The organism is Pseudogracilibacillus auburnensis (genome assembly GCF_003201975.1).
Classification (GTDB): Bacteria; Bacillota; Bacilli; order Bacillales; family Amphibacillaceae; genus Pseudogracilibacillus; species Pseudogracilibacillus auburnensis.
On sequence record NZ_QJJQ01000002.1, the window covers coordinates 266,724 to 279,009 of the forward strand.

Annotated in this window: 13 protein-coding genes and 1 tRNA gene; 6 read left to right on the plus strand and 8 right to left on the minus strand. The window is 34.6% G+C overall.

All coding sequences use genetic code 11. From position 1 onward, the window contains the following. Window positions 1-5: 5 nt before the first annotated feature. Together DFR56_RS04390 and DFR56_RS04395 are read left to right on the plus strand one after the other, a co-directional pair. On the plus strand, window positions 6-554 hold the full coding sequence (locus tag DFR56_RS04390) for a shikimate kinase (RefSeq protein WP_110394206.1): 549 nt from the start codon (window positions 6-8) through the stop codon (window positions 552-554). A gap of 587 nt (window positions 555-1,141) precedes the next feature. Further along, window positions 1,142-2,116: a nuclease-related domain-containing protein gene (locus DFR56_RS04395; protein ID WP_110394207.1), complete on the plus strand. Its 975-nt coding sequence runs from the start codon at window positions 1,142-1,144 to the stop codon at window positions 2,114-2,116. A 367-nt stretch (window positions 2,117-2,483) separates the two neighbouring features. Here DFR56_RS04395 and DFR56_RS04400 read toward each other — a convergent pair whose 3' ends face one another. The 3 genes from DFR56_RS04400 to DFR56_RS04410 form a co-directional block, all read right to left on the minus strand. Then, window positions 2,484-2,798 (minus strand): DMT family transporter, encoded by a 315-nt coding sequence (locus DFR56_RS04400; protein ID WP_110394208.1) that lies wholly within the window; start codon window positions 2,796-2,798, stop codon window positions 2,484-2,486. A 58-nt stretch (window positions 2,799-2,856) separates the two neighbouring features. Further along, a complete protein-coding gene (locus tag DFR56_RS04405) occupies window positions 2,857-3,231 on the minus strand; it encodes a DMT family transporter (protein ID WP_110394209.1) in 375 nt (124 codons plus the stop codon). A gap of 91 nt (window positions 3,232-3,322) precedes the next feature. Beyond that, window positions 3,323-4,111 (minus strand): HAD family hydrolase, encoded by a 789-nt coding sequence (locus tag DFR56_RS04410; protein ID WP_110394210.1) that lies wholly within the window; start codon window positions 4,109-4,111, stop codon window positions 3,323-3,325. A 158-nt stretch (window positions 4,112-4,269) separates the two neighbouring features. Here DFR56_RS04410 and DFR56_RS04415 point away from each other — a divergent pair, with 158 nt between their 5' ends. Further along, on the plus strand, window positions 4,270-5,076 hold the full coding sequence (locus DFR56_RS04415) for an MOSC domain-containing protein (RefSeq protein WP_242694456.1): 807 nt from the start codon (window positions 4,270-4,272) through the stop codon (window positions 5,074-5,076). 256 nt (window positions 5,077-5,332) lie between these two features. Here DFR56_RS04415 and DFR56_RS04420 read toward each other — a convergent pair whose 3' ends face one another. Next, window positions 5,333-5,677, minus strand: coding sequence for a CotD family spore coat protein (locus DFR56_RS04420; RefSeq protein ID WP_110394211.1), 345 nt, complete (start codon window positions 5,675-5,677; stop codon window positions 5,333-5,335). 230 nt (window positions 5,678-5,907) lie between these two features. On the opposite strand from DFR56_RS04420, the gene DFR56_RS04425 reads away from it, so the two are divergent. Both DFR56_RS04425 and DFR56_RS04430 read left to right on the plus strand, forming a co-directional pair. Continuing rightward, on the plus strand, window positions 5,908-6,486 hold the full coding sequence (locus DFR56_RS04425) for an SCO family protein (RefSeq protein ID WP_110394212.1): 579 nt from the start codon (window positions 5,908-5,910) through the stop codon (window positions 6,484-6,486). A 131-nt stretch (window positions 6,487-6,617) separates the two neighbouring features. Further along, window positions 6,618-7,082 (plus strand): DUF4064 domain-containing protein, encoded by a 465-nt coding sequence (locus tag DFR56_RS04430; protein WP_110394213.1) that lies wholly within the window; start codon window positions 6,618-6,620, stop codon window positions 7,080-7,082. Between the two features lie 459 nt (window positions 7,083-7,541). On the opposite strand, the gene DFR56_RS04435 is transcribed toward DFR56_RS04430, so the two are convergent. Both DFR56_RS04435 and DFR56_RS04440 read right to left on the minus strand, forming a co-directional pair. Then, on the minus strand, window positions 7,542-7,787 hold the full coding sequence (locus DFR56_RS04435; RefSeq protein ID WP_110394214.1) for a hypothetical protein: 246 nt from the start codon (window positions 7,785-7,787) through the stop codon (window positions 7,542-7,544). 990 nt (window positions 7,788-8,777) lie between these two features. After that, a tRNA-Arg gene (locus DFR56_RS04440) sits at window positions 8,778-8,851 on the minus strand. Window positions 8,852-9,080: 229 nt separating this feature from the next. Here DFR56_RS04440 and clpP point away from each other — a divergent pair. Beyond that, the gene (gene clpP, locus DFR56_RS04445) at window positions 9,081-9,722 is read left to right on the plus strand and encodes an ATP-dependent Clp endopeptidase proteolytic subunit ClpP (protein WP_110394334.1); all 642 of its coding nucleotides are present in this window, start codon (window positions 9,081-9,083) and stop codon (window positions 9,720-9,722) included. Window positions 9,723-9,765: 43 nt separating this feature from the next. Here clpP and DFR56_RS04450 read toward each other — a convergent pair whose 3' ends face one another. Together DFR56_RS04450 and DFR56_RS04455 are read right to left on the minus strand one after the other, a co-directional pair. Next, complete coding sequence (locus DFR56_RS04450; protein ID WP_110394215.1) at window positions 9,766-11,082, minus strand: D-arabinono-1,4-lactone oxidase; 1,317 nt, start codon at window positions 11,080-11,082, stop codon at window positions 9,766-9,768. After that, window positions 11,070-12,257 carry an amino acid deaminase/aldolase gene (locus DFR56_RS04455; RefSeq protein ID WP_110394216.1) on the minus strand — a complete coding sequence of 396 codons (1,188 nt, stop codon included), beginning with the start codon at window positions 12,255-12,257 and terminating at the stop codon, window positions 11,070-11,072. Before DFR56_RS04455 ends, DFR56_RS04450 begins: the two co-directional genes overlap by 13 nt. Window positions 12,258-12,286 lie beyond the last annotated feature (29 nt).

A 12,286-nucleotide genomic window follows, 5' to 3' on the forward strand; every position in this document is an offset into this window, starting at 1 on the left:
GAAAAATGAATATTGAAAATCTATCCATGCGTGAGAAAAGCCTTGTGTTTATTGGCTTTATGGGAGTAGGAAAAACGACAGTTGCGCAACTTGTTGCAAAGAAACTGTACAGAGATTTTGTCGATATTGATCTTGAAATTGAAAGAGAGTTTGGAATGCCAACGACGGATATTTTTAAGAAAATTGGTGAACGGAAGTTTCGTGAAAAAGAAAAAGAATATGTTCTCCGCTACTGTAAACAGCCATTAAAAGTGATCTCGCTTGGTGGTGGTGCTTTTATGCAAGAAGATATTCGAAATGCTTGTCTTAAACACAGTATCGTTTTTTATTTAGATATTTCTTGGGACTCTTGGAAAGAGCGTCTGCACATGTTGGTCGACAGTCGCCCCGTTTTGCAGGATCGTTCTTTAGAAGATATTGAAGAACTATTTAACGCAAGAAAAAGCACGTATGAAGAACATAATTCAAAATTAATGACCGATCACTTTAACGAAGAAGAAGTTGCCAACTACATTATCGACTCCGTCAAACTCGCATGGGATCTTCACGAATAAAAAAGCTACCTTTTTTAAAAAGGAGCTTTTTTATTATGTATTATCAGATTTTTTGAACCAATAAAATTTATTGAACTTGGTATTTTCCTAACATTCGCTGCATGATCGATTTGAACCTTACATTATTCGTTGGAACTACGCATTCCACTTTCGAACTCTGCATTATTCTTATGAACTTGCGCATTATCGACTTGAACTTAGCATTATTTTCGTAAACTGTGCATTTGGGTTTTGAACTCTGCATTATTCTCTGGAACTCCGCATTACTGACTTGAACTCTGCATTCCACATTTAAACCTTGCATTTTTCACTTTAAACATAACATTTTACCCATAAACAATTTTTCACTTAAGCTTTTCCCCCAACTGTTGTTCTTCCCAAAATAAAACAAAAAAACGAATAGAAATTTTCATTTTACATAAATAAATCTAGCTAATTTGCCATTTCCTTATAAAATAATTGTATTTCCACATTCATTTATCACTTTTTGTTAAAAAATTCTTTCTATTTTTTATTTTTGCGATTTTGACATTCTTTTTTTCTCAAGGTAAAGTAGCAATTAGTTACTATCCGGAAAGGAGAAGGGAATGTTTTTACGAAAACGAAAAAAACCGTTACCACTTCAAACGATTGATGCAATAATTTCTCGGCTACCAGCCAGCCATAAAAAATTACCACTACTTCGAAAACAGGCTGCTTTTTATCAAAAAGGATACAATGGTGAGCGGAAATTAGATTATCATCTACAAATGTTGCCTAAGGAATATGCTATTTTAAGTGATGTTACTTTGAGGCTAAATGGAAAAGCATGTCAAATAGATTCGATCATTCTCACACCCTATGCAATTTTTATGATAGATGTAAAAAGTTTTGATGGCAATGTCAATTTTGATACAAAGTTAAAACAATTTACTCGAAGTGATGGAGAAAAGCTTGTGGGGTATAAAGATCCGATTACACAAATTGAAAATGCGCAATTCCACTTAATTCGTTGGCTACAAAATTTGAATTTAAGTGGTCTACCTATTTATTATTTTATTTCATTTGCGGAACATAGCACTGTATTTACTGTAACAGGAGATGCAAGATCAATAGAAAAAATAGTAGCTTACGTAGACGAAGTTCCCCTTAGAATAATAACAATAAATGAACAATTAAAAATAACAAATCAGAATAATAATCCTTTAAAAAATAACATCATAACGAGAATTATGAATAAAAGTGAGGACTTTCAATATAATGTATTTCAAACGTACGGGATTCAAAAAAGTGACATCTTAACTGGTGTTCAATGTCCATCGTGTAGGACACTTGGAATGAAGCGATTTACACGTTATTGGCGCTGTATGAAATGTACTTTTTGTTCTAGTAATGCACATATAAAAGCTATATATGACTACATATTACTCTTTGGAAACAAAATAAAAAATGAAGATTGCCGAAAGTTTTTAAACATCAGCAGCCGAGGCACGATGCGTACGTTATTAAATCATGCAGGACTAACATTAATGAATGGATCGAAATTTTGGATACTAGATCAATCAATAGTCAACGAAAAATAAAAAGGGCTATTCAGATCCGTGAACCTTATAGTGCTTGTTCAAAAAGGTCGATAAAAAGACCAAGAAGTTCCACTGGCTAAAAACGCCACGTCCTGGGACTCCGCTAAATGCTCGTCCCATCAAAAAGCCTTGGGACTCCGCTAAATGCTCGCCCCATCAAAAAGCCTTGTGTGGCAACGCCAGTACTAAACATCGTGTCGCCTGAGGCGGCGTAGCTCTCTGGAACGGACCTTCAGAGGATATGATGACTTCCGTTACATTCGCCCACGACGCTCAGGATGTGGGCGAATGTAACGGAAGATCCCCTAATGTTTTTACATTATTGACTAATTGAATAGCCCGTTTTCACACCTATTCCCTTTTCATTTTACCCAACCACCTTTAATCCTACCGCACCAGAGATAATACATGTTAAAAATAACAACCTTAATAATCCCGCTGGTTCCTTAAAGAATAGTACGCCCATTATAACTGCACCAGTTGCTCCTAGACCTGTCCAAATCGCATAAGCAGTTCCTAAGGGAATTTCTTTCATCGCTAGAGCTAGAAAAATAAAGCCGAAAGTAAATGTTACCACGATTGCTAGTAACCATAAAAATGATTTTCTTTTTAAAAACATATTAATACTTGCAACACCAAATATCTCACCTAAACTAGCAATAATTAAGTAAGTCCAAGCCATGTAAACTTCACCCTTTCAAAATGTTTCGTCACACAACTACAGTTTTCAGAAGAAATCATTAACTATCTACTTGCCCTTCTTCCTTTTTCAGCTTTCCTCTCCCTCTCGTTTCATCTACTCCACCACTGCTTGTCGTCAACTGAATTCCAACTACACCAGTTATAATTAGACCAATAAAAAAGGCTTTCCAAGTAGTAAACTCAGCACCTAATAAAGTAAAATCAATAATTGCTATTGCGGCAGCTCCCGAACCAGTGAAGACAGCATATACTGTACCAGAAGGCAACAGGTCACACGCTTTAATAATAAAATAAAAACTAAAAATAATTGTAATAACTGTACCCGACCACATGAGAAAGTTAGAAGAATATTTTAATCCTAACACCCAAAATATTTCTACAAAAGCGGCTAAAAAAACATATATCCACCCCAAACATATTGCCTCCTCCATTTTTTTATATCTTAATAAAAAAGATAAAACCACAACATGATTTTATCTTTTATCATTCACTTTGATTAAACTATTATTCATTTAATGATTTTATTATTGGCATTATTTCCTTTAACCTACTTACCTCATACGTAGGTGTCACTTCTGTAAGTTCTTTATTATGATGGTTAATCCAGATAGAATCGATGCCAATTTTTGAAGCACCTAAAATATCAGTTAGCGGATTATCCCCAACCATAATTACTTCTCTTTTTTCAACTTCTAATAGACTTAATGCATAATTAAATAATTCGGTACTTGGTTTTCCACTGCCAAAATCACCTGAGATGACGATATGATCAAAATAAGGCTCAATTTCAGGTGATAAAGATAACTTCGTATGTTGTAAATGAGGAGAACCATTCGTTAACATTAATAATTTATATTTCCCCTTTAATGCATCAAGCACTTCCAAAGTTTCATCATATAAAAAAATGTGCTTTTTTCTTTCTTCTGGAAAAGTTTTTGCTAACGTTTCTGCTAGTTCCTCATCTTCAATATCTAAATCTTTAAGCCCTTGTAACCAGGCTTGCTTTCTGTAAAGTGGCACAGTTTCTCGGAGTTTTTGAAATGCTTCTCCTTCATCTTGAAACTCTCCCCACATCCCTTCAAAAGTGCCTATCCCAATATTACTGACAAACTTATACGTTTCATATGTTGGATATAGATCTTCCGCATGTTTCCGTACATTTTCTTCCAACTGTAATGGGTCAATATCATATTTTTCTACTGCTTTTGCACAAGTTGATTTGAATGCCTCACTTACACTTTTATGATCCCATAATAATGTATCATCTAAATCAAATATTACTGCTTTTAACATTTATTCATCTTCCTTTGTTTGCATGCTTATAGCAATTTTTACCCTCTTCATATCTTAACGATAATTAGAGAAAAAGTCCATTAAAGAAAAAATATATTCGTTTAGTGATTATTCTAACAACTAATAGTATAATATTGGAAAAGAAGGAGGTTAGTAGATTGAAAATTATATCTTTACGTAGATATCCAGTTAAATCGATGATGGGAGAAGAACTTAATGCTTGTGATCTTACCGAAAACGGAATCTATGGTGATAGGATGTATGGTGTAATCGACAAAGAGACTGGTAAACTCGCGAATGCAAAAAATCCTAAAAAATGGCCAACGATGTTCCGTTACCATTCTACATATAGAGAGCCTGTCACCATAACGAAAACCCTACCTCATGTACAAATTATGTTACCAAGTGGTGATATGATTTATAGTAATGATCATGATATTGATGAAAAATTAACCGAAAGTTTCAACAGAGAGGTAATGCTTCGCTCTCCGTCACAATCTGCTACTTTTTTTGAAGGGTATGTTCCCAAGGAAATCGAGGAATTAGCAGATCGAGGAACCATATTTTCTAGACAATCTCCTACAAATACTTTTTTTGATATTGCTTTTATTCATATCATTACAACAAATACAATAAATTCCCTACGAAAATTACTACCAGAAAGTAGAATTGAAGCCCGACGATTTCGCCCGAATATCATTATTGACGTACCAGATGAAGAAGGTTTCGTTGAAGAAAGCTGGGTAAATAAAACCTTACAAATTGGCAAGGAAGTCAAACTTAACATTATCCAGCCGACAAAACGTTGTGTAATGACGACATTAGCACAGGGTGATTTACCTAATGATATTCATGTGTTAAAAACGCTCGTTAAAAAGAATGAAGGAAACTTCGGTGTATATGCAGAAATTATTCAACCAGGTCAAATAAAAGTAGATGATAAAGTAAAAGTTCTTGATTTGTAACACTTAATTGATTCTGATTACTTGAATGAAAGAAAATACGTAGTAGCTTCTGTTCTACTCTTTGGCTTAGACTCTGTCTAATGTAAACTATGTATAGGTAAAAGCAGGTATCCACATTGTGAACTGCACCCCAATTGTTCGTCACACCTAACAATTGGGGTGCAATCTAAAATTGAACACCTGCTTTTATTCGATATTACATCAAAGCAAGATAACATTGACTCATTTTTACTCTTTGGTTACTTAATAATAAAAATTACCACCAGCCTCTTCTACGTCTACCACAACATTTATTATCCCTTACGCCACCGACCCTTCCGTCACATTTTCCTCCATATGCACCTCTTACTTCATTACCTGGCCTCTCGTATGCACCTCTTACATCGACTTCATTTACCCTGTTTTCACATGATGTCGAATGAGGATACAAATGTTCATTTTTAATAGTATGATGATTGACTACTGTTGTGTGAGATGGGTGGATATGTTGTACGCGTTCTTCTGTATGGCAATGTTTAACCTCTTCTCTTACTGGATAAACAATTTGGCGTGGTTTTTGACAATTACATTTACCTCGGCATCCGCAATGGTTTCTACTCATTTTACCTCTCCTTTCTTTACCTATTCATTCTTAATTTATGTCACAAAATTATTTTTGTATAAACAATAACCTACTCACTATAAACATATGTCACAAATTTTTCACAGAACCTTCCATGTTTATCTATTTACGATTCAACTTTCTATGTTATGCTATGTTTAATGTTGTTTTATTGAAACATCTCTTTTATTTACGATTCTTCGAAGAAAATGATCAAAGGATGGATTTGGATGAAAAAATTAATACAATGTACAATGATTTTCACTTTACTCATATTAGCCGCGTGCGGTGGCAATAAAGTAGAAACGACGATGTCTGAAGAAGTGATGGACTTTGAAGCAACGACACAAGCTGGGGACACATTAACAAGAGATGATTTAAAAGGTGAATATTGGGTTGCTGATTTTATTTTTACTAACTGTACAACTGTATGTCTACCAATGACTCGAAATATGAAAATCTTACAAGACAAAATGCAGGAAGCAGGAATTGAGAATGTCCAACTTGTTTCCTTTTCCGTAGATCCCGATCGTGATACACCGGAAGTGTTAACGGAATATGCGAATGAATATGGAGCAGATTTAGAAAATTGGACGTTTTTAACAGGGTATGATTTTGATTCGATTAAAGAATTATCAATTAAATCCTTTAAAAGCTTAGTTGCTGAACCACCTGAAGGTGATGATCAAGTAATGCACGGTACGTCATTTTTCTTAGTTAACCCTGAAGGAGAAGTAATCAAAAACTACACAGGAATAGAAATGGATGCAATGGATGAGATTGTTTCCGACTTAAAAAACTTACAATAGTCAAATAGTCACAAATTAAATCATCTTACATAGGAATTATGTATGATGATTTTTTCTTTTATTTTCGATAAACTATATATGGTTTAACTTATCACAATTAATGGAATAACAAATGAAAAGGAGGGTTATCTTTGAAAAGAACTGGTGAAATAGTTATGACGGTTATCGGACTTATTTTAAACGTATTAGGTGCAATTGGTTTTCTATTGTTAGCATCGTTTCTCAATACTGATTATTTCCGATTAGGTTTTGAGGAAGGCTTCAATGATAGTTTAGCCGAAGATGGATTAGAAGGTGCTTTTGAAGCAGGCTCTTTCTTAAATGTGATTGCTGGTTTCGGTTGGTTCATGTTCTTTTTATGTTTGATCGGAGTCGTTGCTGGCATTGTTGCACTAATATTTTTTAAAGGAAATAAAAAACCAAAAGCTGCTGGAATCATTCTAATCTTAACTTCGATTGTTATATTACTTGGAACGCTTGGTACTGGTTTCTTCCAGTTTATCTTATACTTAATTGCTGGAATAATGGGACTTGTTAGAAAGCCACCTTTAGTAGATGAAGATATGGATGATGAAACAGTGATCGATGTAAAATAACAAACAACAGCCGTCAGTGAAAATGATCACAGATGGCTGTTTTTTATTTCAAAAGCTTCTGGAAAATAGACTCAAAATACTTAAAGAATATGACTGCCACATTTCTTGGTTAACGATTCAGTTGCACAAGAGAGACGTAGATTTGTCTTCTTTTTTTCAAGGAGTTTATGTATATGGAAGATTTTTTCTTACCCTAAAGAAGCTATAATAACGTTTCTACTCATGGCAGTTCAACGTCTAAGTGGGTTGATGTTATTTCGTACACTCTGCGGGTAAAATGAACCGAGAATAAATCAGGGGTAGAAAAGCACTATGACCATACTCAGCATAAACTCATAAACTGACAGATTTTTTGTCATGATTGTAGACTGTGAAATCCTTTGCAAAATTCAGTTCAGACTTACATAACGTAAACAATAAATAAAACACGTAACAAGTTTTTCACTTCGTTTTCTTACTTTAATTTTTTTCTTCGTCGTTCTTCTTTTTTGTAACTTTTGCTTCACCGTTCTGCCCTTTTATAAGCTCAGCAATATAAAGTGTACAACCTACGATTAACCCGCTCAAAAAGATAATGCCAAGATAAATAGGTTTTAAATGTGATTCTCTAACACCTCCCCATGGAAAAAGAATATCTTCTAAAAAAGCACCTATTATAAAGATAAATATATAACAGAAAATCATTGTAATTAATATTGTCCTCATTGCTACCACTCCTACGATCAGTTAGAAAGAAGTCCCTCATTTTTTAAAGTAGGCTAAAATATCAGTTCTGTTACTACGATTAAATATCTTTCTAATCCGTACTGAAGATACCCCACCCTTACCCTCTTCTATAATTAAAGGCTATTCTCCTGCTCCCATGATAAAACACTTAAAATGTCATAAACTTGTCATAATTGGACACTATTCAAAGCATCCTGTAGTTTATTTTTTAAATTCTAGATTGGCAATGTTTTATGCCAGCCGGTTATCTATGGAGATATTTTCAAATGAGACTTATTATGAAGTAAACAATTCATTTCATATAATGAGACGCCCACCGCTGCATCTTTTTAGGTGAGTCAATTTCATACATATTAATTCCAAGGATAAATTCGAACATGATTGAAAATACCCTTATTCGCATAATGTAACGAACACTTATAGTGGAAAGCAATAACTCAACTTTTGTAGAGTGAAATGGACAAAAAGCCTTCGTAGACTGAAATAGGATAAGATTTCAGTGCTCAATTTGACTTTGGCGGAACTGCTTGCTCTAACAGGCTGTTTACACTCAGACTCCACCTGCTCTGTTCGTTACGTTTGTTACTCTTATACGCAATTGAAATATATTTATTTGGGAGGAGAGTATTCGCGGGTCCTTATTGTACCAAGACTGTCAAGGAAATAATGTGAAGCACCCGAAGCTTAACAAGCGAACTGGTTGAACTCATTTTATTGGTGCGAAAGTTGAGTCAATAACAAATCTTCGTTATTCAAATTTCAACTACAAATTGAAGCAGTTCCATTCCATTATAATGATAACGAAAAGGTAAAGAGCCAGAAACGGTTTCGCTGATCGTTATTACATTCGCTAAACAGAAGGATTTTAAGCTGGCGTTTGAAATTTGGTTACAAGTTATCGTAAAAAATAAAAAAGTGACAAGGGATAAAAATTCATTTATCCCTTGTCACATATAAGTTTATCACTAGCGCGCCCGAGAGGACTTGAACCCCCGACGCCTGGTACCGGAAACCAGTGCTCTATCCAGCTGAGCTACGGGCGCAAATAGCTACATTGGCTATTATACCGCCTCTTATCTATTATTACAAGTCTTTCAAAAATCATTTTTAAAAACTTCTCCTGTAGTTTATTTTTGGTAAAAATTACGCTATACTTTTTATAGTTCTTAACTTTTTTCCTTATTTTTGTTTGAATAGTAATGGAGTTGGACATGATGAACGATAGATGTTTTTACGAAAACATATTATTTGACCTTTCTTGACCAAATAGTTATGATAAACTTAGGTTCAAATGAAAATTGGGATAAAGATAAAAAGGAGGATGTTAAAATGGTTTTAATACCTACAGTTATTGAACAAACGAATCGCGGAGAACGTGCATATGACATTTACTCACGTTTATTAAAAGACCGAATCATCATGTTAGGAAGTGCAATTGATGATAATGTAGCTAACTCTATCGTTGCACAATTGTTGTTTTTAGAGGCAGAAGATTCGAGCAAAGATATTTCTATATATATTAACTCACCAGGTGGTTCAATTACAGCTGGAATGGCTATTTATGATACGATGCAATTTATTAAATCAGATGTGTCAACTATTTGTACTGGAATGGCTGCTTCAATGGGTGCATTTTTACTTGCTGCTGGGACAAAAGGAAAGCGTTATGCCTTACCTAATAGTGAAGTGATGATTCACCAACCATTGGGTGGTACACAAGGGCAAGCATCGGATATTGAAATCCATGCTAAACGGATTATTCGTATGCGTGAAAAATTAAACGAAATCCTTTCAGAAAGAACTGGTCAACCATTAGACGTCATTCAAGCAGATACAGATCGTGATAATTTCATGTCTGCTGAACGTGCGGTTGAATATGGTTTAATCGATAAAGTGTTAGAGCGAAAAGAATAAAACGATATCCCCCTTTCCTTACTTAGGAGAGGGGGATTTACGTTTAAATGCGAAATAGCTTTCTAATATATTCATTTACAAATAACCGACGATGATCCAATTGTGATCGTATTTTTAAGAAATCTATTAGTCTTGGGTATAGATCAACTAATTTGTCATATGTCATCGTATGCATTTTCCCCCAATGTGGTCGCCCTTCATAATATTGAAAAATATTTTCTATTGTAGCAAAATAATCCGTATAATCCATTCCCTTATACATATGAACTGCTATATAGGCTGAATCCCGTTTATATGAAGGACTTAGCCAAATACTATCACCTTTTACATAGCGACATTCGATTGGAAAATGGACATTAAAACGTTTTTTCTTCATTGCTTTATCGATGTCTTGAAGTACTGACCCCATCGCAGCAGCCGGTACACTATACTCCATCTCATGGAACTTTACGAGGCGAGGTGTAGCATATAGCGAATGACTATCATCTATTTCTGAACCAACTGGAACTCCAATTGATGAAATTGTACTAACCATTTTTGCCGTACGGGGAACGATCCGGCTCATTTCCGACAACGCCAAAAATACACCATTTTCCATTACTATTTTTTTAAATGTATGCTGCTTTGGACGTATATTCCTTTCTCCCTCTTGCTTATTCATCGTTTTTACTTGTACCTTATTCGTATACGGAAACCAAAAAAATTCAAAGTTACGGTTGGCATCGTTTAATTCATTAAGTTGTTGCAAACAATTTTCGAGAGAATATCGGTAACTATGTCCTACCAGTTGATAAGCTGGAACAACTTTTAACGTCACTTTTATGATGATTCCAAGCATTCCTAATGACAATTTAACTGCTTCAAATAAATGTTCATTCACAGAAGGAGAAATGTCCATTAACTTACCAGAAGAAGTTAAAATAGTTACACTAGCCACTTGTGTTGAAATACTCCCAAACTTAACTCCTGTACCATGTGTTCCTGTACTAATTGCCCCTGCAATCGACTGAGTATTAATATCACCGAGATTTTCCATCGCGTATCCATGTGCATGAAGTTGTTCACCTAGTTCCTTTAATTTTGATCCTCCCCACACGGTAATAAGGTTATTATCTCGGTCAATTTTATCTATGCCAGAAAGTTCATCGATTGAAACAAGTACTTCACTCGTTGCGACGAGAGGAGTAAATGAGTGACCTGCGCCAACAACACGAATCGTTTTATTTCGTTGATGGCATTTTTCGACAATCTCGATTAGTTCCGTCAAATTTTTCGGTCTAAAATAGTCTTCTGGTTCACAATAAATTGATTCGGACCAATTTTTCCATCTTATTTGTTTCCTTTTTCTTATAGAAAGCATTTTCCTTCCCCCCGATACGTAAGAAACTCATCGATAATTTTTCCATTTTTAATAATATGCAGCTCATGAAAGCGCTCACATAATTCGCCAGCTTTACTATGCCTAAAAATGATTGGATCTCCATGTTGCAATTCAATTGGTCCATTATACTTTATAGGTGTTTGCACTTCTCCTACTCCTTCATTTTTAGTTAAGGTTGCACCTTGTGGCAAAAAAATTTCTGGCAATTTATCTTGATTAACTGCACCAGAAGCGACATATCCTCCACCAAAACAAGTATACATATTTTCTTTTGGTATTCTCGTAATTTCAACTGCAAAACCTGCAGCAACTTCTAGTTTAAAATGTTCATATTTATCGAAAAGATGTGAATTATAAAAACCTGATCCGACCGTTACTTCCGTTACACTTGCTTCTTTTATCGTTTCGTGTAAACTTCCTGTTCCACCACCGTTTACAAAACGAAGTACTATTCCTGCTTTCTTAATTTGTTCCATTATTTGTTGCCGCTTCTTTACAACTAGTTTTGATGATCTTCTTTTTAACATTCGAATTATTGTACTACGTATTTTTTCATTCGGATCATCATCTTTTACACCTGCTATTTGTGCTTCATAACCCATGAGCCCATCTAACTTTATATATGATGAATTCACGATCCGTTGTATGATATAGATAGCATCTTCCACTGTTTTAATGGGGGAACGATATACTCCAAAATACAATCCATATACATTTGTCGATACATCGATATCTACACAAACGAGAAACTTTCCGTTTTCTTCTAAAGCGATCATTTCTAGTCTTTCTATATGTTCAATGCAATCGACCATTACCGTTATCGTTGCGCCTTTTTTTACCAAATTACATATATCTCGTAATTGTTGTTCATCCCAAATCGGATACGCAATTAATAGATCATTAAATCCATATTCATTTAAAAAAATCGCTTCTTCAGCTGTAAAACACATAATCCCTTGAAAAATAGGTGATGATGACAAAATATGCTTTAATACATCGACACTTCGAATCGATTTACTAGCTATCCGAATTTTCTTATTCTGCGCTGCTTTTGTAATCGCTTCCATATTTTTTTGTAAAGCATCCATATTTAAAAATGCGCAAGGTTTCTTCGTACGAGCCAATGCTTGTTTTAAATAATCATAATGTGCCATTTATCTACCTCATTTAAGTTTTAATGTTG